The organism is Catenovulum sp. 2E275, from assembly GCF_025515275.1.
Classification (GTDB): domain Bacteria; phylum Pseudomonadota; class Gammaproteobacteria; order Enterobacterales; family Alteromonadaceae; genus Catenovulum.
This window is the reverse complement of sequence record NZ_JAOPFU010000001.1, coordinates 246,884-270,260: the sequence shown is the minus strand read 5'-3', so window position 1 is coordinate 270,260 and position 23,377 is coordinate 246,884. Positions and strand designations below refer to the sequence as shown.

The 23,377-nt window shown below is 36.9% G+C and carries 18 protein-coding genes; 11 read left to right on the top strand and 7 right to left on the bottom strand.

All coding sequences use genetic code 11. From position 1 onward, the window contains the following. The first annotated feature begins 256 nt into the window (after window positions 1-256). Window positions 257-2,263: an RICIN domain-containing protein gene (locus N7931_RS00890; protein ID WP_262791358.1), complete on the top strand. Its 2,007-nt coding sequence runs from the start codon at window positions 257-259 to the stop codon at window positions 2,261-2,263. A gap of 71 nt (window positions 2,264-2,334) precedes the next feature. On the opposite strand, the gene N7931_RS00885 is transcribed toward N7931_RS00890, so the two are convergent. Next, on the bottom strand, window positions 2,335-2,898 hold the full coding sequence (locus N7931_RS00885) for a sugar O-acetyltransferase (protein WP_316250554.1): 564 nt from the start codon (window positions 2,896-2,898) through the stop codon (window positions 2,335-2,337). A gap of 178 nt (window positions 2,899-3,076) precedes the next feature. Here N7931_RS00885 and N7931_RS00880 point away from each other — a divergent pair, with 178 nt between their 5' ends. Both N7931_RS00880 and N7931_RS00875 read left to right on the top strand, forming a co-directional pair. Next, on the top strand, window positions 3,077-3,949 hold the full coding sequence (locus N7931_RS00880) for an inositol monophosphatase family protein (protein ID WP_262791357.1): 873 nt from the start codon (window positions 3,077-3,079) through the stop codon (window positions 3,947-3,949). 342 nt (window positions 3,950-4,291) lie between these two features. Then, a complete protein-coding gene (locus N7931_RS00875; protein ID WP_262791356.1) occupies window positions 4,292-4,930 on the top strand; it encodes an ACP phosphodiesterase in 639 nt (212 codons plus the stop codon). Here N7931_RS00875 and N7931_RS00870 read toward each other — a convergent pair. Then, entirely contained in the window at window positions 4,852-5,763 is a 912-nt protein-coding gene (locus N7931_RS00870; RefSeq protein ID WP_262791355.1) for a LysR family transcriptional regulator, read from the bottom strand. The two genes, N7931_RS00875 and N7931_RS00870, sit on opposite strands and share 79 nt — an antisense overlap. A 99-nt stretch (window positions 5,764-5,862) precedes the next feature. On the opposite strand from N7931_RS00870, the gene N7931_RS00865 reads away from it, so the two are divergent. Continuing rightward, the gene (locus N7931_RS00865) at window positions 5,863-6,843 is read left to right on the top strand and encodes an aldo/keto reductase (RefSeq protein WP_262791354.1); all 981 of its coding nucleotides are present in this window, start codon (window positions 5,863-5,865) and stop codon (window positions 6,841-6,843) included. A 478-nt stretch (window positions 6,844-7,321) separates the two neighbouring features. Here the strand turns inward: N7931_RS00865 and N7931_RS00860 are convergent, their stop codons facing one another. The 3 genes from N7931_RS00860 to N7931_RS00850 all read right to left on the bottom strand — a co-directional run bounded on the left by N7931_RS00860 (window position 7,322) and on the right by N7931_RS00850 (window position 12,468). Beyond that, window positions 7,322-8,431 carry a hypothetical protein gene (locus N7931_RS00860; protein ID WP_262791353.1) on the bottom strand — a complete coding sequence of 370 codons (1,110 nt, stop codon included), beginning with the start codon at window positions 8,429-8,431 and terminating at the stop codon, window positions 7,322-7,324. A 2,253-nt stretch (window positions 8,432-10,684) separates the two neighbouring features. After that, complete coding sequence (locus N7931_RS00855) at window positions 10,685-11,719, bottom strand: ParB/RepB/Spo0J family partition protein (protein ID WP_262791352.1); 1,035 nt, start codon at window positions 11,717-11,719, stop codon at window positions 10,685-10,687. Beyond that, window positions 11,716-12,468: a ParA family protein gene (locus N7931_RS00850; protein ID WP_262791351.1), complete on the bottom strand. Its 753-nt coding sequence runs from the start codon at window positions 12,466-12,468 to the stop codon at window positions 11,716-11,718. The genes N7931_RS00855 and N7931_RS00850 overlap by 4 nt, the downstream gene beginning before the upstream one ends. Window positions 12,469-12,942: 474 nt before the next feature. Between N7931_RS00850 and N7931_RS00845 the strand changes: the two genes are divergently transcribed. From N7931_RS00845 to rhaM, 4 genes are all read left to right on the top strand, one after another. Then, window positions 12,943-14,481: an EAL domain-containing protein gene (locus N7931_RS00845; protein WP_262791350.1), complete on the top strand. Its 1,539-nt coding sequence runs from the start codon at window positions 12,943-12,945 to the stop codon at window positions 14,479-14,481. 177 nt (window positions 14,482-14,658) lie between these two features. After that, window positions 14,659-15,291, top strand: coding sequence for an RpiB/LacA/LacB family sugar-phosphate isomerase (locus N7931_RS00840; RefSeq protein ID WP_262791349.1), 633 nt, complete (start codon window positions 14,659-14,661; stop codon window positions 15,289-15,291). A gap of 325 nt (window positions 15,292-15,616) precedes the next feature. Further along, window positions 15,617-17,743: a beta-galactosidase gene (locus tag N7931_RS00835; RefSeq protein ID WP_262791348.1), complete on the top strand. Its 2,127-nt coding sequence runs from the start codon at window positions 15,617-15,619 to the stop codon at window positions 17,741-17,743. 21 nt (window positions 17,744-17,764) lie between these two features. Next, window positions 17,765-18,079, top strand: a complete 315-nt coding sequence (rhaM, locus tag N7931_RS00830) for an L-rhamnose mutarotase (RefSeq protein WP_262791347.1) — start codon at window positions 17,765-17,767, stop codon at window positions 18,077-18,079. 90 nt (window positions 18,080-18,169) lie between these two features. Here the strand turns inward: rhaM and N7931_RS00825 are convergent, their stop codons facing one another. Continuing rightward, a complete protein-coding gene (locus N7931_RS00825; protein WP_262791346.1) occupies window positions 18,170-18,649 on the bottom strand; it encodes an NYN domain-containing protein in 480 nt (159 codons plus the stop codon). Window positions 18,650-18,763: 114 nt separating this feature from the next. Between N7931_RS00825 and N7931_RS00820 the strand changes: the two genes are divergently transcribed. From N7931_RS00820 to N7931_RS00810, 3 genes are all read left to right on the top strand, one after another. Beyond that, window positions 18,764-19,516 carry an SDR family oxidoreductase gene (locus tag N7931_RS00820; RefSeq protein ID WP_262791345.1) on the top strand — a complete coding sequence of 251 codons (753 nt, stop codon included), beginning with the start codon at window positions 18,764-18,766 and terminating at the stop codon, window positions 19,514-19,516. 37 nt (window positions 19,517-19,553) lie between these two features. Continuing rightward, complete coding sequence (locus N7931_RS00815) at window positions 19,554-20,138, top strand: hypothetical protein (RefSeq protein WP_262791344.1); 585 nt, start codon at window positions 19,554-19,556, stop codon at window positions 20,136-20,138. A 732-nt stretch (window positions 20,139-20,870) separates the two neighbouring features. Next, window positions 20,871-23,006: a TonB-dependent receptor gene (locus N7931_RS00810; protein ID WP_262791343.1), complete on the top strand. Its 2,136-nt coding sequence runs from the start codon at window positions 20,871-20,873 to the stop codon at window positions 23,004-23,006. A gap of 179 nt (window positions 23,007-23,185) precedes the next feature. Here the strand turns inward: N7931_RS00810 and N7931_RS19600 are convergent, their stop codons facing one another. Next, entirely contained in the window at window positions 23,186-23,365 is a 180-nt protein-coding gene (locus N7931_RS19600; RefSeq protein WP_410369317.1) for an LOG family protein, read from the bottom strand. Window positions 23,366-23,377: the final 12 nt, after the last annotated feature.

Genomic DNA, 23,377 nt, shown 5'->3' with positions numbered 1-23,377 from the left:
CAGAATAAATAAATTTAATAGTTTCAACACCTTAAAAATTTAACGTGAACTGCTTCACATTTTATTTTTTAACATTTGATCTACAAAGATTTCACACCTACACTCATTGTCGAAAATTTATGCGGTTTGTTTTGGTTTTAATTACTCAATCTTGTTAAAGCCAAAACACTTAAAAATTTTCCATATTATAGCTACCGGTAGCAAATCTAATGCCACCGGTGGCAGTTAAGGATAAACTCAAGCAAAAGGTTATTTTATGAGAATTAAAAATCTATCTAAATATTCAGCCGGAGCAATGGCTGTCGCAAGTGTTTTGTATGCAGGTAGCACTATGGCTTCTGGTTTTCATACTCAAAATGGGGGCACAACTGGTGGTCAAGGTGGACAAGTTGTTTACGCCACAACCGGTACTCAAATCCATGAAGCTTTATGTAATCGAGCATCGAGTGATACACCGATTATTATTCAGGTTGAGGGTACAATCAATCATGGTAATACCTCAAAAGTATCGGGTGATAGCTGTAATACTGCTGAAGATAAAATCGAAATAAAAGAAGTCAGCAATATTTCAATTATCGGGGTTGGTAGTGGTGCATTATTTGATCAATTAGGGATTCACCTTCGTAGTGCTTCTAACATTATTATTCAAAATGTGCACGTTCGTAACGTCAAAAAATCAGGTTCACCAACCTCCAACGGCGGCGATGCAATTGGGATGGAGTCGAATGTATCTAACGTTTGGGTTGATCACGTAACACTGGAAGCCAGTGGGGGAGAAAGCGAAGGGTATGACGCTTTATTTGATATGAAATCAAATACCAAATATGTCACTTTATCTTACAGCATTTTACGTAATTCTGGCCGCGGTGGTTTAGTTGGTTCGAGCGACAGCGATGACCAAAATGGTCCTGTTACTTTCCACCATAACTTATACGATAATATTAATTCCCGTACTCCGTTATTACGCCATGCAACTGCGCACGCCTATAACAACCACTACAACGGTATTGTCTCTTCGGGGATGAACCCGCGTATTGGCGGTGAAATGAAAGCCGAGCGTAACTACTTTGAAGATTCAAAAGATCCGTTAGGCACTTTCTATACTGACGATATGGGTTATTGGGAAGTAAATGGCAATATTTGGGATAATATTGACTGGAGCGATGATGACAGCGATATGCATCCGGCTGGTCCAAATCCAACGTCAACCACTTATGTCAGTATTCCTTATTCATATTCTATGGATAACGCAAGCTGTGTACCTAGCATAGTGGCTGCCACCGCAGGGGCAAACAAAGGGCTAGCTGTTTCAGATGGCAGTTGTGGTACAACTAACCCAGATCCTGATCCAACACCCGATCCGGATCCGACGCCAGATCCAGATCCTACTCCAGATCCACAGCCATCAGGTGATAATTTAGCCTTATCAGGCGGAGCAGACGGCAGCTCAAAAGCCAGCGGTAGCAGTTACGGTAATGTTATTGACGGCGACTATAGCACTTACTGGTCACCGTCTTCTTCAACTGGCACAATTAATGTGAAAAACCTAAATACAACGGTTAATGCTGTCAAAATTGTTGAGTTAGCAGGCAGTGAAAACCGAGTGACTTCTTGGTCTTTAGTGAATTACGATACAGGCACAACTTTAGCCAATGGTAATGCACTGCCAGAAGTAATCACCTTTAATGATGTAAACTTGAACAAATTGAGTTTTGTGATCCACTCATCTAGCTCAACGCCAAGAATTGCTGAGTTTGAAGTTTACAATGGGGCGCCGGATAGCAGTTCAGGTTCTGGCAGCGGCTCAGGTTCTTCACAAACCAATGGCACAGTAAATGGTACTTACCGTATTGCCCCGCTACATAGCGGCAAATCATTGGATGTAGCTAATTGTGGCGCAGACAATGGTGCGAACCTTAATCAATGGGCTTGGTTAAACAACGATTGTCAAAAATTTGCGATCAGCACGGTTGATGGTATCTGGCACAGAATTTCGCCAGTGAATGCACCAACAAAAGGGTTAGATGTTGATTCTTTCTCAACCAGTAATGGCGCAAATATTATGCTTTGGGATTATTGGGGCGGCGCTAATCAGCAATTCCGTTTCCAAAGTGCAGGTAGCGGCAAATGGCGTATCGTAAACCGCAACAGCGAGTTGTGTTTAGATGTGGCCGGTAATTCAGCCAGCGATGGGGCAAATCTGAATCAGTGGACTTGTACTGCTAATTCAAATAACCAGATTTTTGAATTAATCCGTCAATAATTCACAATAGGTTAAAATAAACGGGTTGAGCCAGCTGGTTCAACCCGTTTTTATTCAGTTTATTTAGTATATTAGTTTGACGGCTCAATGACTTTAATCACTTTTGCTGGGTTGCCAGCAATAACTACATTATCGCCAAAACTTTTTGTGACAACAGCACCAGAACCCACAACCACATTACTACCTAAAACGACCCCTGGATTAATCACCGCCCTGCCCCCAATCCAGCAATTATCGCCAATTGTGATAGGTTTAGCGGACTCAATACCATTAGCGCGCTCAACCGGATCAATTGGATGTGTTGCTGTATAAATCCCAACTTGTGGCGCAATAAAACAGTTTTTTCCAATCTTAACTTCGGCCACATCTAAAATCACGCAGTCAAAATTAGCATAAAAGTTTTCTCCAACATGAATATTAGCGCCATAATCACATTTAAAACTCGGCTCAATGTAAAAGTCTTTACCGGTTGAGCCTAATAAACGTTTAAGGATTTTTTTGCGAGCCGCTAAATCAGCCACGCTGGATAAATTAAACTCTTCGCACAATAAACGCGCACTTTTTCGCATCTTAACCAAGGTTTTATCCAATGGATTATAGTTTTCACCGGCAAGCATTTTTTCTAGTTCTGTCATGATTTCACCCTTCGTCAATTTTGATTTAAGCTTGCGTAGCTTAAGTATAAAAGTCAACAAAACAATAACAACATACGAATGCACGGACGAATTAGGTAGTAAAAAATTGTTAATCAAGCTCTGTTGATTTAAAACTACACTGGTACAATCTGAATTTTGCTCGCTTTGGAGTCTCCGTTTGAATCATAATCTGCTTTGGAATGCCGAATTTGTCTTTAATACCGCTTGTCAGTTAGCGGAAGTTGCGGTCAAAGAGCAACACAAGCTTACAACAGAAATTAAACCAGATAACTCAATTGTGACTCAGGCTGATAAACTGGTGGAGCAGTTAGCCATTGATGCTTTTGCAGATCCACAAAATAATATCAGTGTAATAGGTGAAGAAACCATTAAAGAATGGAGCGAATACGAGCTACAACGCGCTCTGGAAAATGCTTGTTATATAATTGACCCAATTGACGGGACCGTACCCTACGCTTCGCTCACGCCTTTGTGGGGGATTTCAATTGGCTTTACCCAAAACGGACAAATTAGTGAAGGATGCATTATTTTGCCCGGTACATTCGAAGCAATTATCACCCAAAATGGCAAGAGTTATTATGCAAAGGGGAACGGAAAGTTACCTCAATTTAATGAGTTAACTGAAATTTCTCCCAAACTGAGTGACAATTGTGAGCACCCTTCACGCGTATTAGTGATCAACCAGCTTACCGCCAAAACTAAACTGATTACCGGCTTGAATCGTGGGGTAACAACTTATTACAGCATTGTTTTTCCTTATGTTTATTTAGCACTTGGTCGAATGGCCGGTATTTATGCCAGCTTAAATGTCTGGGATGCGGCGGCCGGTATGGCTGTTTTGCGTAACCTTGGTTTTTATATCGGTTTTGAAAACGGACAGTCTGTCAGTTATCAGCTCACTCAAGACTTTGATTTTTCAACTTATCAAAGCGGGCAAGTCAGATCTCGCGGGATTATGGTGTATTCAAGCCATCAGTCATTTTGCAATAGCATGGTGAGCTGCATCAGTGAAGTCAGCAATCAACATTAAAGCAGCGCAGGTATAGTACCTAATTAATGCTGTCACTGGGCTTTAATAGTGCTTTATTCTGATGTTAATACTACCTAATTAGCTACGTGGATAACTGATTAGCGTACCTGATAAGCCAATAAAAACTGTTTTTTGGCGATGGAATCATCTTATTTTGACAATTCCTTTGCTAACTTAACCCTTTAATCGTGAAGTTGGGTAAAAAGTAAGCGTTTTTACTACCTAATTAGCCCCATGTAATAAATTAGGTAGTAAAAATGTCCATTCTAAAAATTTTCTGTTTTTAAATCATTAATTTAGGGTTTACACTCAATTTCATCATTTTTTGTCAAGTAACTCATTTTGAACTATCTAGCTCATTTATATTTAGCTAAACCTAATGCCGATTCGTATTTTGGCAACCTTTTAGGCGATTTTCGTAAAGGGGTTGATATTACACCTTTGCCAAATACTGTGCTGTATGGGCTTAAAAACCATTATTTTGTTGATAAATTTACCGATAATCACCCATTAATCAAACAGGCGAAAAGATTATTTTCAAAGGAAAAACAAAGATTTGCAGGTATAGCAGTTGATGTTTTATTCGATTATTTTTTAATAAAACACTGGGATAGTTTTTCAGATATGAGTTTTGCAGAGTTTAAACAACAAAGTTATGCCAGATTAACAAGCCGGATAGCTCACATGCCGTACAGAATGCAAACCGTCAGCCGCCAAATCATCCAACACGACTGGTTTGGCAGTTATGCTGAACTAGAAGGGATAGGCGTTGCGCTGGATAATATCGCCCGGCGGATCCGCTTTCAAAACCAGTTTAATAACAGTCTGCAAGATATTCAGGTGCATTACACTGAGTTTGAGCATCTATTTTTAGCGTTTTTTCCACAACTTACCTATCAGGTTCAACAATTTGGGCCTGAGCCGGGCATCGAATTGTCCGCACTTGAAAAACTGTCGCATAAAAACTCAATTAGTCGCTGAGTTCTGCTAGCCCGATATTGAGTTTTAGGATAAACCAATGAAACCTGACTGCCTTTAGCTTGCCAATTTTGCACAACATTCACTAAAAGTTTACTACCTAATTCTGCATCCAGATAATAACTGGGCAAACGAATAATCCCTAATCCTTGCAGCGCAGCTTGCTTAGCAATATGTCCGTTAGCGCATTCAAATTGCCCCTGCACTGTTATATCAAATGGAGTTTGATCGATGGAGTTTATAAAGCGCCACTTTTTCATACTGCCAACTAAACAGTTATGTTCAGTTAATTGTCTAGGGTGAATAATACTATCATATTGATCTAAATAAGATTTTGTTGCACAAACAAATGACGGATAATAAGCTAACGCTCTGGCAATTAGGTTAGAATCAGGTAAATCGCCCATACGTACTGCCAAATCATATTGGTCACGAATTAAATCAATATGAGCACTGGAAAAATCCAGCTTAATGCTAATGTCGGGATACATTTGCATAAATTTAAATAATTTAGGTGCCAGAATTTGCTCACCAAAATATCCGCCCACAGAATTAATTTTAATAGTACCTTTTAAGCTACGTTGTTCGGTTTTTATCTCGTCAATTGCGTTATCTAACAGCTTAAAGCCGTCAACAACTTGCTGATAAAAACGTTCCCCTTCACTGGTGAGTACAATTGAACGGGTTGAGCGTTTAAATAAAGCAACGCCCAAACTTTGTTCTAACTCACTGATAATTTGACTTATTCTTGAACGAGTAATCGCAAGCTTTTCTGCTGCGGCAGAAAAATTTCCGGCTTCAACGACTTGAATAAACTCAACTAACCCTTTTTTCATTGTAAAATTTAGCTAACCAATTTGTTTAATCGTTGATTATATATAAACAATCACCAAATCCGTACAATAAATTAATGGTCAACAGACAGGAGCAAACAGATGAAATTAAGAACATTAGGCCATAGCGGCTATCAGGTCTCTGAAATAGGGTTAGGTTGCTGGCAATTAGGCAATGACTTTGGGGTATTAGAAGATTCAGCAGCAGCTCAAATTTTAGATACCGCAACCGAAAAAGGTATCAATTTTTTAGATACGGCCGATGTATATGGCGGCGGTTTAAGTGAGGAGCGTATTGGGCTTTGGTTAAAAAAGCAAAATACTAAACCTTACGTGGTGACAAAAGTGGGTCGGGACGGTGCATTATTTCCTGACGGTTATACTTTTGACAAAGTAAAAGCCAATATTGAAGGCTCTGTTAAACGTTTAGGTGTTGAAACGTTAGATTTAGTGCAACTACATTGTATTCCTCGTAACGTATTGTTTGACGGTGAAATTTTTAATTGGATGGAAAAATTACAACAGACGGGGCTAATTAGGTACTATGGCGCGAGTGTTGAAATGTTGGATGAAGCTGAATTCTGTTTAGATAATTCAAACGTAACCAGCTTACAGATTATTTTTAATTTATTCCGCCAAGATGCCACAACCGCATTGCTACCTAAAGCCGCAGAGAAAAATGTAGGTATTATTGCCAGATTACCGCTAGCGAGTGGCATTTTATCCGGAAAAATGCAGAAAAATCGAGTATTTGAGCAAGGAGATCACCGAAATTACAATCGAAATGGTGATGCATTCCATGTCGGTGAAACCTTTAATGGAATTGAGTTTGAAAAAGCGATTGATCTAGCAGAGCAAGCAAAAACGCTATTGCCTGACGGTATGTCGCTTCAACAAGCTGCTATGCGCTGGATTTTAGATCAACCAGCAATTAGCAGTATTATTGCTGGTACAACTAAAGTTGAGCAGGTTATTAGCAATGCGCAAGCTTCGGATTTACCACCATTAGATAAAGTGCTTAGCGCAAAGCTGACTGAGTATTACCAGCAAACTGTTCACCAGCATATCCGTGGTGGCATTTAGTCTTTAATTAATACGGTGTATTGCTATTAAAATGCACCGTATTAACTTTATTAACAACACACCTTACTTCCCTATCAAAAATTAAGTTTTAATCTCTAAAGCCTTTTCAGTGCTAAATAGCGCTATATAAAATACGATTATCTCACGTAGCTAATTAGGTACTAATCATTCATATTCGAATTCAAACTGTTTTATTTGGGTTGTATCAATACTATAAATTGGCGCTAAATGACTCAAATAAACGTTTTTGTAGGATGAGATGAATCGCTGGATTTGGCTTTAGTACCTAGTTAGTACCGTGGTGATTGATTAAAGCAAGTAAATATTAAGCAGATCCTGAATTTAAGCGCTAATTAAGTCAGAATCTAAAGTTAAGTTTTTGAATATTAAAATAATTAATAAGTGTTTATAAAATAAAAAGCAGTGCTTGTGCACTGCTTTTTAATCGAGGTTTAACCCATATACTGAACGGGTAACGTTAGGCTTTCATTACACCTTTATCGTCAAGCCAGTGAGCATTGCCCTGCTCTACAGCTTCGCTGAGCTTTTTTAAACCTTTGTGTTTTGCATTCGATTTAATAATTTCATCAACAAAACGTTTAGTTGGTTCAAGCTCATATACATAGTCTTCATTGCCCTCAGAATCAGTTGTTTTTTGGGCATAAGGTACATTGCGGATAACACCTGCTTTTTCTAAATCGAGTAAAGCTTGGCGCATGTCACGACGTTTTGAGTCTATCTTTACCTGCTTTTTACCAAAATTTTCCATGATTCGGTTTAAACTAATTTTGGTTGTGACATGGTAAGTTGCATTTTTCCAAACGTTACTTAAATATAAATCTAAAAAGCGTGATAACGCGCTGGAATAGGTAGTAAAACGGCTATAAAGTACCTGACGGTAATTGAGTTTTAATATTTCCCCTACCAAATAATCAGAAAAGCCAATCCAATAACGGTTTTTACCACGGCCAACACCTGAGCTTTCTAAAATGGCATCACTAAAAATATCATGTGTTACTGTGTAATCTACGCCATCATTACCTTCTGATATGATTTTAATTCTGGAGTCTTTTAAAATCATTAAAGATTCTTTAATAGCGTCGTAGCTTCTTGTTTTATTTATCTTTTTAAGTTCTTCACGTACTTGATAAAGTGAAAAGAAAATACCGTAACGTGTTTGGTTACCAACTTTTACCCGGTTTAATCCTTGTTTTGCTGCAATTAAAAACAAAACCTTTTCAATCAGTTCTTCGCGATCACCCGGATAGGCAAATACTTCTTCCGTTTTACCTGTTGTGGTTTGACGAACAACTAAAGCTGGAGAAATAACCGCTTTAAATTTTTTGTTTGAAAAAGTGTATGAATTAGTGCAATTTATTGAGCGTTTTGCCGCTTCTTCTTTAGTAAAAACTGCATTTTTGCCACGCCAGAATCTTGGAATAATATCAATACTACCTATTGAGTTTGTATACTCCAGATATTGTTCTGAGTTTTTTTCTGCTTCGTCGAGCATTGAGAACAACGACATTTGCCGGTTGTCTTTTAGCTCGTTTAGTTCTTCTTCTGTTGTGGCGATTGATGTATCCAAAAGTCATTCTCCAGTTTTTGACTTGTTGCAGATTAATACTTTTGAAATTTATTTCCACTCTGCTTTAATGCTTTTTAGTGATCCATTTAGTACCTAATACTGATCTTTTAATATACTGCCCTTTTTTTGCTCTGTTTATGGTACCTATATTTTGTTTTGTGTAGCATTTTTATTAAATTTGTAGAATTTATGTGTTTGCAAAATGCTGATTTGGCACTTTAGTACCTAATATTGATTTCCGTTTTTTAGCATCTAAATATAGGTTTAGGTTTTTTTAGGGATCTTTAAAGGTATTAGGTAATATGGGGATTATAAAATTTTATATTATTTTCAGTAGCTTACCTAATTTTGAGATCTTTATTAAGTAGTATTGATTCATTTTTATAGTAGTAATATCAAGCTTAAAAGGTACTATTTGAGATCAGTTTAAAGTAGTATTAATTTTATTTTTTTCCTATTCTATAAAGGCTTATCCACATTTCATCCTTGCTAAGTGGGCTATTTAGGTACTAATAATTGACTTTTTTCGTTAACTTATCCACAATTTTTGTTTTGCCGGATCTTTATTAGGTATCATTAGATCATTAAATTGATCGATTATGATCAGATTTAGGTACTATCTCATTTGCTCTATTCACAAGCTGTTTATTCGCCTATATTTTACAGAATTCCCCCTGTTTTTTTTAACCTTATGATATTAAATGATTTTTCGTATCCTATTTGCTGATTTTCGCACGTGCCTATTTAGGTACTAAACTCGTTTTAATTTATATTTTTATTCTTTTGAATTTGCTTGAGGCTGTAAGTGCCTAATTAGGTAGTATTATCTAGTTATTTACTGCTGACGGAGCAAATAAGGTAGTAATCAAGCTATTAGAATCATTATTAGGTACTATTTTATAGGCGTTCTGCTCGATATTTGATTAGACGGTATCAACTAGGTACTAAAAGAGTTTTTGTTTATGCGTTCATTCTTTATTACCCTACCTACCCGCTTTCCTGTTTTTATTATTCGAGTTGTATAAATAACCATTACCTAACGTACTGTTTTATTTGATATTTGTTTTTTTCTTTAGTGGGAATACTGCGATAGATGATTAAATATCTCAATATGACGGTATTAGTTAGGTAGTAATCACAGGTTTATGCTTTTAAATGAGACTTATTATTTAAGCTGCTGTTATGCTTGTAAATTTCACTGTCTAGTGTTGAACTAAGATCAGTATTAAGTAGTAAAAAATAAAGGCTACGAGTAATTAATAATTTTTAACTTATTGATTTTTATATTGTAAAGTTTTAAGTGGCTAATTAGGTACTAAACATACAGTACGTAAGCTAAATGTTTGATTAGTACCTAATTGATAGCGCCAGAACACACAAGATCGCTATTAGGTACTATAAAAATACAGGCTGAACTTATTCTACGTAGCTAATAAGGTAGTAAAATAGCTTGCAGATTTTTTTCGAACAATACTGACGTAGCTTAAAAGGTACTAATAAATACCTATAGATCAGTTTTAGGTAGTATTTTCTGGTCTCTCAACTGAGTTAAGATCGGTATCAGGTACTATTTTTAACTGTTATTTTTCATCGCGGGTCTAGTTAGGTAGTAATCTTGAATCCCATGTGATTATTTAGGTACTAAAAAAGCGTTTAGTTTTATTTTTTGTATGGTGACAAAGTACAATTCAAAACAATGGTCTTATAAGTTATTGATTATTAATACTTATATCACGGTACTTATTAGGTACTATTTATTTCTTTTTAGAGATTAGTACCTAATACTGATCTACGCTCTTATTTACTTGTCTACTGAATCCATCATTTATGAATTTCTGTTTGCTGGTCATAAATCTAAATCTCTGGCCGGTTTGCTACTCTTTATGGTTATTAAGGCTGCTTAAAGGGAATATGGCTGCTGACGAGCAGGTACGGATAAATATAGGCGCAATTTCTATTTGTTGTTAAATATCCCATCCAACATTCGATAGATAAAAGCTCTGCATCACCACTACTAAAATTTTCGGCATGATTCCGGCAGCTATTAATTTAATAAATGCCCTGCTGGTTTAAAGATTTGTTGACCCAAGTTTTTATATTGGAGTGATTTATTAATAATTGAATATTTTGGTAGGAAAATGGTTTTATCGCATGTGATAAAACCATTTTTATTATTTTGTTTATACTTTATTCAGTAAAATTTAAATTATTAAAAGCGCCAAAAATTTAATTTTTTAGCTAATTTTTGGTGTTTTATGATAATTTTTCAATGGTTTCATTTAAACTGCTTAACAAGTCTGATTCATTGTCAGAGTTAACTTTAATCATGATTGCAAAACCATCAGGCGTTTTTATCAAGCTCGCTTTATCTGAAATATCTTTTTCTGTTTTAACACTGAAAGATTTAGGCTTATTTTTAACTTCTAATAAATTTTTAAAACACTCTGCTGAATTTTTTAAATCTATTTTAGCTAATTTTGTTAACTCACTTTCAGCTTTAGCTGTTAGGTTTTCCTTAATGATTCTACGCCATAGAGTTGCTAGCTCCACGACTCGTCTAATCGATAATTTATATTTTTCATTTTCAGATAAAGACGTTTCAATAATTTCTGGTAAATCATTAATAGATAAAACTTGGCTCGCCCAAGTTCTGGATTTACCTAAGCGTTTTGCCAGTGTTGTTACACTATCAAAAACCGGATTATCTCCTGCTAATAAAGCTAAATAACTGGCTGCTATCGTAAATGGATTTGGATCTAAACGGCCTTCGTTTTCAATAACGGCTAACATTTTTGCGTCATCATCACTGATTTCTTCAAGTAATAATGCGGTTAACGGTTTTTTGGCTGCAATAGTTGCTTTACGACGGCGCGAACCTGTAATGACTTCGTAAATACCTGAGTGATTAAGTTTTACTTTTACTGGCTCAGCGTTAGTGCCATTTGATTCGATTGATTCAATGATATCTTCAACCGGTGGATCTTCATTAAATCTTGGGTTGCCATGCCACACTTGAGTTTGGCTTGCTGGTTCATCAATTAAAATTAATTTACATTTTGTGCGTTTACCAGATGGCAACATATAAAATGAACCAACATCAGCCATTACTTTTTTAGCTGGTTGATTAACTGGTGCTATATTTGCTTTTTTAGGCAGGATCTCTGTTGGATCAAATGTATCCATTTCTAAATCTACCGCAGATGATTTAGATTTATTGCCTAAACCACTTAGCATATTTAGATCTTCTTTCATTAAATTTGCCATTGCAGCATTGCGTTTTTTGATCATTGTGCGATCTCCTGCTCAGTATTAGCAAAGCAGTTTCTAACCATTGCGGGTTTTCTTTTACCAATACATTCATCAAATAACATTTGGAAAGAGGCTGCACCTTTTGCTTTTTTGTCGATTACAGTTGCGCCTTCTTCCGTTTCAACATAACTGGTTGTCTCATAAATAATCACAGAAGATAAGGAAACATATTCACTGTAGCCTTCTTTTAAAAATGAGATAACTTCATTATTTCTTTTTTTCGATACTTTTTTCAAACGGCTCATGACTAATCTGTGATCTAAGCCAGTAAAATCTGGATCACTTAATTTCATCGTTTCTTCAGCGGTTTGAATTATTTTTACGATCCGTGGAATTTGTTCTATATCTTTATGTGATACCGAAAGGGGAGTTAAGATAATATCCGAGATAACAGCCGTTCTTTGAAAGTCTGCATCTGAGTCTGCTTTGTTATCAATAATGATAATATCAAACGAGTTCGATAAGGTATTAATCGTTCTACGTACATCTTCTTCACCCGGATTTCTTGTGATTTGTGTGATTTCCGGGATGGGTGGTTGACCATCATTAATCATTTGTTCGATAAGTTCATTACGACGGACTCCAAATTTTGTTGAAGTACCTTGTCTATCCATATCATAAATTAAAACTTTATAGCCTCTACGAGCGCCTTCAGCTGCTAAGTTTTCTGCGGTAGTTGATTTACCTACGCCGCCTTTAGTTGATGAAATACTAATTATAAATGCCATTTGACCCTCCATTTATATTTTTTATAAGTTTAAATTGTTTTTTTATATAATCAATGAGTTTTTTTACATAATTACCTTCATTTTTGCTTTTATATAAATGTATAGCTGTTAACTAGTTTTACGTTTATATTTTTAGGTGTTAAACGGCTTTACACTAGGTTGATCATTAAGTTGGTTAACAGTTCAAAGGCTATATAGAGTGTTAAGCTGATTAACAGTTCAAAGGCTATACTGAGTGTTAAGCTGGTTAACAGTTCAGAAGCTATATAGAGTGTTAAGCTGGTTAACAGTTCAGAGGCTATATAGAGTGTTAAGCTGGTTAACAGTTCAGAGGCGGCTATACTGAGTGTTAAGCTGATTAACAGTTCAGAGGTTATACTGAGTGTTAAGCCATTTACAATGTATTGGCTACCGGCTAATGAACTATCATAGGTATATAATTATTTTTATAATAGCAAACTTAAAGGTAGAGAAATGGGATTTCAAAGCGATAAAAAATATTCGATTTATTCTATGTTGATCGGTTGTTGTGCTTCTTTTTTGTGTTTGGTTTTTATTTTTATTATCTCAGTAAAGAATCTACAAGAACAGTTGGAGATTAAAGCTAATAAGATAATAGCTAAAGTTGATGATGTTTCGAAAGAGAGGGAGCTTGTACTTACATTATTAAATGCATCTGACGATAAAATCTGTAATGATAGTATTTTATTAAACATGAGAAGAGCACTATTTGATGCTAGATATATAAAAGATATTGGGTTCTTTGAAGGGAACTATTTAGTTTGTACTACTGGTGCTGGATATTTAAAAGAGCCGCTATTAGATTTTGATCCTGATTTCAAGTTATCTGATGGTACATCTGTTCGATATGTCCAACATCTAAAACTACAGCTATTTGATAGTAAATATATACAAGCCGTATTAGTTAGAAAAAAAAATTATAATGTTGTATTAGCTGCAAACATATTTGATGAATCTGCTATTTCAGGTGAAGACTGGGAATTAGTATATATAAAAGACAAATCATATTTTCATCTAGCAGGGAATATTGGTGTTTATAACACAATAAAGCAAGGTCAAATTACTGAGTTAGAACATTTTATGACATGTAGCGATAGCATTAAGAATTACTGCACTGCTATTATTATGCCTTGGGAGAAATACATTAGTGAAAATAAGATATTCATATTATTTAGTGTTGTTCTAATTACGCTAATAGGAATTATTGTTTCATTGGGGCTTAATTACTATTTTATGTCTAAAAGAAAAGTTGAATATAGGACAGTAAATGGAATAAAAAACAATAATTTTATCTTCCAATATCAACCAATAGTCGAATTAAATTCTGGAAATATAGTTGGCTGTGAGGTTTTAACTCGATTTAAAGATCATTATGGCTGGCTGTATCCAGATGAGTTTATTAAAACTCTACAAGATAAAAATATTACTTGGGAATTTACAGAGTATATGTTCCGAAAAGTAATTCATGATTTCCAACTGTTTCAAAATATACCTGAAAACTTTAAATTATCTTTCAATATTTTCCCAAGCGATATAGAAACTGGAAAAATCACGAAATTAATAGACTCAATAAAAATAAATGAATTAAATTTTAAAGTTTGTCTGGAAATTACTGAAAATGAATATTTAGACTCAAATTCAGCTCATTTATATCTGCAACAATTGGTACAAGCTGGTTTTATAATGTCTATAGATGATTTTGGCACTGGATATTCAAATTTAAAAAATTTAAGCACGCTCGATTTTCATCAATTAAAAATAGATAGGAGCTTTGTACAAGATATTGAAACTCAAGGACTAAAAGCATCAATGATTCCAAATATAATGTCTCTTGTTGAGAAGTTTAATTATACATGTGTTGCAGAAGGTATAGAAACAAAAGCTCAGGAAGATATATTAAAGACAGCTGGTGTAAAATATGGGCAAGGCTGGCGATATGCTAAAGCAATGCCGTTTGAGGAATTTAAAGATTACATAAATAAACAAAGTTAGCGTCTGTTGAAGTTTAATGTACGAACTTAGTTCTAACTAAATGTTTTTAACGAGGTGAAGAATTGAAGGGCAATGAACTAAGCTAAAATACTGTAAAGTTAACTTGATGGTTTGATTGATTTTGGTTATTGTTGATTACTTTTTGGTGTGACGCCTATTTTATAAATTGGAGAGAATATGAAAATTGCATTAATGAACGAGTTTAGCCAAGCGGGTAAAAACCCGATAATTTTAGAACAGTTAGAAAGTGTTGCTGCTGAACAAGGCCATAGTGTATTTAATGTTGGTATGAATGGCGATAATGATCATCGTTTAACTTACATTCACCTAGGTATAATTTCGAGCTTATTATTAAATTCTGGCGCTGTAGATTTTGTTGTGTCTGGTTGTGGTACCGGACAGGGCGCATTAATGTCGTTAAACGCTTATCCTGGCGTGACTTGTGGTTATTGTATCGACCCTTCGGATGCTTATTTATTTGCACAAATCAACAATGGTAATGCATTGGCTTTACCTTTTGCCAAAGGGTTTGGTTGGGGCGCAGAATTAAATATCCGCTATATTTTTGAAAAAGCATTTACGGGCGTAAAAGGGCAGGGTTACCCGCCTGAGCGTAAAGCATCGCAAGTAGAAAATGCAGGTATTTTATCTAAAGTAAAAGCAGCTGTTTCTAAAGATTATCTTGAAGCGATGGAGTCGCTTGATCCTGAGTTGATTAAACAAGCTATTGGCGGTGAGCGTTTTCAGGCTTGTTTCTTTGAAAACTGTAAAGATGAAAAAATAGCTGAATTTGTTAAGTCTCGTCTTTAATATACTGCTATTAATCTAAGCGGCTATTTATTTTATCGCCGCTTTTCCTCATCCTATCTATTATCTCTGCTTGCTGTTTTATTTATCACGCTTAATTGTAATTGTTCTGATTGTTGTTGATTGATAATGCTCGGTTTGTGTTGACTTTGTGTAATACCACGTTTATTATTTTTTAAATTATTATAACTTTATGATGCTCGCTTGTTAAAAATGAGCTCAAGTAACTTATATTTTTTATTTAGATTATAAAACACGCAAGTGTTAAGCAGCTGAACAGTCTAAGAAAAAAATTTAAGTAATAATAAGTATTAAATAGGAAATTATAATGAATATAAGTCGTCGCGATATGTTCAAAATGGCTGGCGTGGGTTTAGGTGTGGGTGTTGCCTTAAATTCAGGTTTAGCTTTATCGGCCAGTTCAATGCCAAACCGGAACAAAGATTATAAAATGAAAAAGCTTTATCACGGGGTTGCATATTATCCTGAGCTTTGGCCACTTGAAGGTATCGACGATGATATCGCTGAAATGAAAAAAATCGGTATTAATGTAGCACGTATGGCGGAATTCGCTTGGTCTACAATGGAAACCGAAGAAGGTAAAATTGATCTTAGCTTATTTAAAATGGTGATGGATAAAATGCATAAAGCCGGTATCGATGTGGTTTTATGTACGCCAACTGCAACGCCTCCAATTTGGTTAACTCATAATCATCCTGAACGCTTACATAAAAATGAAGATGGTGACATTTTAAGTCATGGTGCGCGTCAACATGCCAGTTACGAGCACCCGACTGTGCGTAAAGCGTGTTTTAATATTATTCGAGCGATGGCAAAAGAGTTAGGCGATCATCCGGCTTTAATTGGTTGGCAGTTAGATAACGAGATGAAAGCGCATGTCGCTGAAGATTATAGTGACGCAGCAATTGTTAATTGGCACAAATGGTTAAAAAATAAATTTGGCACGATTGATAAACTGAACAAAGAATGGGGCACACATATTTGGAGCCAATATTATCACTCGTTTGAGCAAGTTCCGGCTTCAGTTAAAACGCCATTTTTACATAATGCCTCGTTAATCACAGCTTATAAAATGTTTTGCCGTGAAAGTGTTGCCGATTTTATGCTGGATCAGAGCAATGTTATTCGTGAATATTCAAGTTTACCTATTACTCACAATGATAATCCGGCGTTTAATATTCATCACGAGCGTTCAATGCGAGCGCAAGATTTTGCTTCTTACGACGCATATCCAAACTTTGAACAATGGGGCTCTTTAGTCTTTCGTTCTGATATGTATCGCGCGGCAATTCCCGGCCGTCCATTTTGGTTAATGGAAACCAGTGTGTCGCATAACGGCTGGTTAGGTAACCATCAACCACCACATCCACCGGGATTTTTACAAGCCGAAGCCTCATTGGTTTATGCGCTAGGGGGTGAAGCATTTTGTTATTGGTTATGGCGTCAGCAAAGAACTGGTGCAGAATTACCACACAGTGCAGTTAAAAGCGCATGGAATGAGCCAAGCATTGGTTATAGCGAAGTGATTAAAGTGGGAGAGTCGCGCACTAAACTTGAGCCGTTTTTGGTTAATAGTACGCTGGATGTACCAGAAATTGCAGTCACTTATTCAGATCACGCTCGTGCCATGTTTGAAACTGAAAACTTGGATAAACGTGAAGGTTTTCCAAGTCGTTATCGCGGCATTGTTGAAATGTGGCAAGCTAACATTACCAGCTTAGGTTATCACAGAGACGTTCGGTTTGAAGGTGCTGAACTAGGCGGATTAAAGTTATTATTTACCCCAGCTATGCAATACGTGAGTGAAGAGTTTGCTAACCGCGTAATGAAATTTGTCAATAATGGTGGTATTTGGATAGCAGGTCCGGTAACGGGCACCAGAGGCAAAGAGCATACAGTGCCAACCGATGCCGGTTTAGGACTGCTCGATAAAATGGCAGGGGTTGATACTAAATTTGTTGTGCCACTGACTAAAACTGGCTCTACCGGAACTGCACTTGGTTTAACTTCTGAGCTAAGCGGTTGGTGTGCAGCCATGCAAGCCAAACCGGGCACTAAAGTGATTGGCTCAATTAATGATGGTGTTGCAGCGGGCAACGCATTTATTACTGAACGCGCCATCGGCAAAGGGAAAATTGTGATTTTAGGCGCTATGCCGCATGGTGACAAAGGCCAGGCAATGGTTGATAAGCTAATTAATCATTATGCTGCCGAGGCTGGTGTTAAGCAGCACTATCAAGTCTCGCAAGGCACAATTGTTGCGCCACGAACCGACAAAAATGGTAAAGCGCTTTGGGTTGTATTAAATATGGACGGTAAAGGCGGTGAAATTAACTTACCGGCAGGCTCAGTTGATGCGCAAACTGGTAATAAACTAGCCAATAAACTGGACATTAAAGCCTACCAATGGCGTTTAATTTATCCAAATTCTTAATAATTTTGATAGAGCATTAATATGGAAAAAATTGCATTTGTGATGCAGCTAAACGAAGGTTGTGAAGCTGAATACGAAAAGCGCCATGATGAAATTTGGCCTGAGTTAGTCACTGAGCTAAAACGAGCTGGTATTGAAGACTATTCAATCTTTTTGCATCCGCAGACTTTACAGTTATTTGCCGTGTTAAAACGCAAACCCGATCATACTATGGCTGAGCTTCCGGCAACGGCAGTCATGCAAAAATGGTGGGCTTACATGGGCGATATAATGCAGGCTAACCCTGATAATAGTCCTGTTGTAACTGATTTAAATCAGGTGTTTCATTTAGATTAATATTGTCGTTTTAATATCATAAAAAAAGGGCTGAGTTATCAGCCCTTTTTTATTTTTTACGCTTTTTAGGGGGATTTGTCAGCTTTTAATTTAAAGTAAAAAATCACTGCCTGAGTGAATAGCCACAAACTCATCAGCTGCGTTAATCAGTGATTGTGCGGTTAAGGCAGGTACGCCATACACTTGGGTTTTTACCTGATACTTTTGTTTAATTTTTGTCAGTAGCAAATCAAAATCACCGTCACCAGAGAGTAAAATTACTTTGTCTACAGTTGGCGATATTTCTAACATATCTATAGTTATTCCCACATCCCAATCGCCTTTAGCTGAGCCATCTGAACGCTGAATAAAAGGTTTTAATTTTACAGTAAACCCGATATGTTTAAGTGCCTTTTGAAATTTATGCTGCCCATCGTCGCTGCTGTCAATTGCATACGCATTTGCAGTTATTATCTCAGCCTGTTGGCTAATGTGTTGCCAAAAATGACGATAATTAAACGCACGTTGATAAGCTTGTTTTGTGGTGTAATAAATATTTTGAACATCTACAAAAATAGCGACGGTTTGCATAAATAAAGCTTTATTAAATTGGGATTATTTTAAAGTTTACGCCAAGCTTTAACTAATTGAAAATATTTGTAAAACTAACCAGCCAACGGGTGCTAATTAATTTAAGGAATAGCAATGAAAACAGTGTTTATTACCGGTGTAACGGCCGGATTTGGTGAAGCCGCAGCAAAACGGTTTATAAAAGAAGGTTGGCGGGTGATAGGCACAGGACGTCGCCTTGAAAAATTAAATGCACTTAAAGCCCAATTAGGTGAGCTATTTTTGCCACTGTGTTTTGATGTTTGTGATAAACAAGCGGTATTTGACGCCGTATCCGGTTTAAGCGCTCAGTGGCAAAACATAGATACGCTGGTTAATAATGCTGGGCTTGCTTTAGGCTTGGGGAGTTTTGACAAAGCCGAATTAAGTGATTGGGAAACCATGATAGACACCAATATCAAAGGGCTTTTGTATGTTAGCAAAGCGATATTGCCTAAATTTATTGAGCAGCAAAGTGGCCATATTATTAATTTAGGCTCTACGGCTGGCACTTATCCCTATCCCGGCGCTAATGTATATGGATCAAGTAAAGCGTTTGTGAATATGCTCTCGCTTGAAATGCGAGCCGATTTAATCGGCAAAAATATTCGCGTGACTTGTGTGGAACCCGGATTCTGTGAAACCGAATTTGCAGAAGTGCGTTTTAAAGGCGACCTAAAAAAAGCCAAAGACTTTTATCAGGGGATGCAAGCATTAACGGCCGATGATATTGCTGAGTCTATTTACTGGTGTGCAGCGTTACCTAAACACATGAATATCAATAAAATAGAGATGATGCCCACCCGCCAGAGCTTTGCCGGATTTGCCGTACACCGAGAGCTAGACTAATATCAAAGTTTGATAGCTTGCTATAAGGACTACAAACTTGAAACCATTTATCGTATTGCTTGCCCTACTTTTACCAGCTTACGCAAGCAATACGCTCGATGAGCAGAGCAATTTACCCACAAGTAAAAACTCAACACAGGTTAGCGACCAGCAAACAGGCCTGAAACAAGAGCAGACAACCAAAGAAGATGATATACCTGAATCTGAAAGGATATATTATTTCGAACATAAATTATTGCCCAAATGGACTTATGCTACGCAAGGCTCATTTTTTGAAGCAATGATGAACGGACATAACCAACAGTTTATTGCTGCGGCAACCGAGATTGTATCGGCTCAATATGCCGAGCAAATAAAAATACTGCCTTACCTTGAAGAAAACGCGATTTTACTTATATTTGCTACTCCAAAAACTCCGCCCAATTGTTATTTTGTGATGATTCAAAAATCGAAAGATTCTTATATTTATCATACCTACGAACGTACCTTGGCTTTTGGCGAGTATGGATTTGTGGGGGTTGTGGGTGGATGGAACGAAGGCGGAGAGCATTTGAATATGGGGCCTAGGAAATATTCAGATTACCAAAGTTTCGCTAATGATGTTTTGACAAAACTCGAATAAATTTGTCCATCTCTTTTGATATTGGCTTAAATAGTCTCAACTCTGGATAACAAATTACTTTCTAGTGGCTATTTTTCCTGATAACTGCGTTGAATTCGCTAGTAATAGCCAGCTATTACTAGCGAATTCGCCTTGTTCTAAGAGAAAATCCCTCACTAGAAAACGAAATTAAACTAACAGCCAGTCAATTTAATGCTTTAACTAACTTCTTATCCAGAGTTGAGATTAAATATTTCTTCATTTGCCTATTGGTGAGTTGCAAAAACTCTGCTATTTTCCAGCAAAATTCTTAGAAGAGTTTTCACCACAGCACAAACCAAGTTTCAAACCAGGTGAAAAAACCAAACTCTCATTTGATAAAGTTGAACTAATTCCAGAATATAAGGCGCGTCTGAGTATTTAGTTTTACGAATTGAGTAAACTTTAGCCAGCAGTACATTTGTGCTGCTGGTTTTTTATTGCCCCGCATTAAATCATTTAATTTCAGCTATCTTTCATCTTTGCTCTATGCTGTTTCGTTTAACAAAGTCTTTGACCTTATCTGGCATTTTCAACATGTCTTTTTCAGCTAACATTTTTTGTCAGCGTATCACGCTAAAAATCTTAATTTATTTAATTCCATCGATTTAACCTCAATTTTGCATAGCTAAAATTGCAAATGATAATGATTGTTAATAATGATTTTTGGTGGTTATAATATGGTAATTTAGATCATTGATTAATATGGAATATATGAAATTTAATTCGCACAAGCAGAGCTATTTAGCCGTGTTATTGGCGTTAAGCCCATTCATGACATTGGCAAATGATATTCAAGACAAAACAAAGTCAGAGCGCATCACAGTAACCGGTAGCCGTATTGTTGAAAGTTTGGAAGAAGTGCCTGCTAGCATTACTTTGATTGACGAACAAGCTATTAATGACAATATTCAGGTGAGTTCTGAACTGCAAAATTTATTGGCACTTTTAGTGCCGGGTATGGCGCCGAGTACCGGCAGTACCAGTAATTTTGGTCAAACTTTACGTGGCCGTAATGTATTAGTCATGATTGATGGTGTACCTCAGGATACACCTTTACGAAATGGCGGTTTAGGCATTCGCACATTAGATGCGGCGAGTATTGAACGCATTGAAGTAGTGAATGGCGCTACCTCAATTTGGGGTAATGGTGCGGCCGGCGGTGTGATTAATTACATCACCCAAAAACCAGGCACGGGCAAAGCGAATATCATGCTTTCGCAATCAGTGCGTACGAGCTTAGTTAATACTGAAGATAGTTTAGGTTATCGTAGTGTGATTTCCGTAGATGGTCAAAATCAGAACCTAGGTTATGTGATTAAATTATCTCAAGAAAAACATGGTGTTCAGCGAGATGCAGAGGGCGATATTCTTGGACTACAGTATGGTATTTCAGACAGCCGTCAACGAGATGCATTTGTTAAATTAGCCTATAGTTTGGACGATAATCGCTCAGTACAGTTCACCTACAATTATTATGACTCAGATCAGGACGCTAACTACCGAGATATCGCCGGCAATATTGATCTTGGCGAAAAAACCTATGCAGTGCCTTTAGCAGTTGGAGAAACAAAACAAGGTGCGGCGCAAGGCCCTGAAGGCAACTATAATCTGATGCTCAAATATAAAGATGATGCCTTGTTTGAAAATACAGCGCTGACAGTGGATGCGTACCGTCAGAAAGTGGATAACGTCTTTTTCTGGTCTGCAACCTTAGCCAACCCAGATTTGGGATATGATGGTGGACAATCTGCCATTTTATCGGAAAAAAATGGCTTACGTGCTGTTTTGACCAGCCAAGTTGCTTTGGGTGAGGTCTATGCAACCTTTATTTACGGTGCCGACTTTTTACAAGATGTGACTTCACAACCATTTTTAGACGGGCGTATCTGGGTGCCTGAAATGGATATGGGATCAAATGCGTTTTTTGTCCAAAGTAAATGGGAATTAGGTGATGATTGGACAGTTAAAGCGGGTGTTCGAAATGAATCTATCAGTGTGTCAGTTGACGATTACAATACGCTAAAATTATGCCGAAGTGCCGAGGTGTGTTCTACACCTATGGCTGTGACGGGTGGCGATATTGACTATGATGCTACTACTTATAATTTAGGTTTACGCTATCGCTGGTCTGAGGCATTTTCTCCGTATATCAGTTATTCCGAAGGCTTTGAAGTGCCAGATCTCGGTTTATTGCTGCGTACCGCAACCGTTAACGATATTAACCTAGTTCAAAGCGAAGCTTCTGTGATTAAAAATTATGAAGCTGGCTTTAGTAGCCAATTGGATGCTTTGTATTTCAATTTTGCGTTATACCAAAGTAAATCAGAACTGGGCACAGGTAGCCAGTTAGATACGGATACGGGTATATATAAACCGGTACGTGCACCACAAAAAATTTGGGGTTACGAAGCATCTGCTGAATATCGCTTGTCGGATGCATGGCAACTGAGCACCGCTTATGGTTACACTGAGGGCAAAGATACCAAGAATGATGTATACCTTGGCGCTCGACAAATTAGCGCGCCAAAATTAACCAGCGCAGTGCGATATCGTGCAGATAATGATTTAAGTTTAAGTTTGTATTGGTTACATGTATTTAGCCGAAATCGTTTTAACCCAAATACCGATGGGTTTTATACTGGCGATCAGGGACCGATAGACAGTTATGATGTGTTAAATCTGTCGGCAAACTATCAATTAAACAACTGGCAGTTGTTTGCGGGTATTGAAAATTTGCTTAATGAAGATTATTTCCCTGCGCGAGCGCAAGCTTTTCGTTATGGCACCGGATATAGCGTCAAAGGCGCAGGTGCAAACTTAAATCTAGGTGTTAGCTATAGCTTTTAAAGTCTAACATCTTAAAGTCTAGTGTTTTGAAATCTAAGGTTTTAAAATCTAAAATTAGAAAAATGCTTAGCGCTTATCAAAGTACTAAGCATTTATTTCAAATAACTGGGTATGAGTTTTGAGCTAAGCTAAACTCATACCCAAGCCAGCTTAAAATACTCACCGTAGGCTAAACTCAATTAGGTCCATTTTTGTTTTGGTGCCTTATATGAGGTGATTGACGTTAATAATTCTTCAGGATCATCCGTGATAATTAGCATGTTTGCGTATTCTGGTTTTAAAAATCCTTCAGTCGACATTTTTGAGATCATGTCAATCAAAGGGCCGTAAAATCCGTATATATTACAGGGCAAAATCATACTTGCCCATTT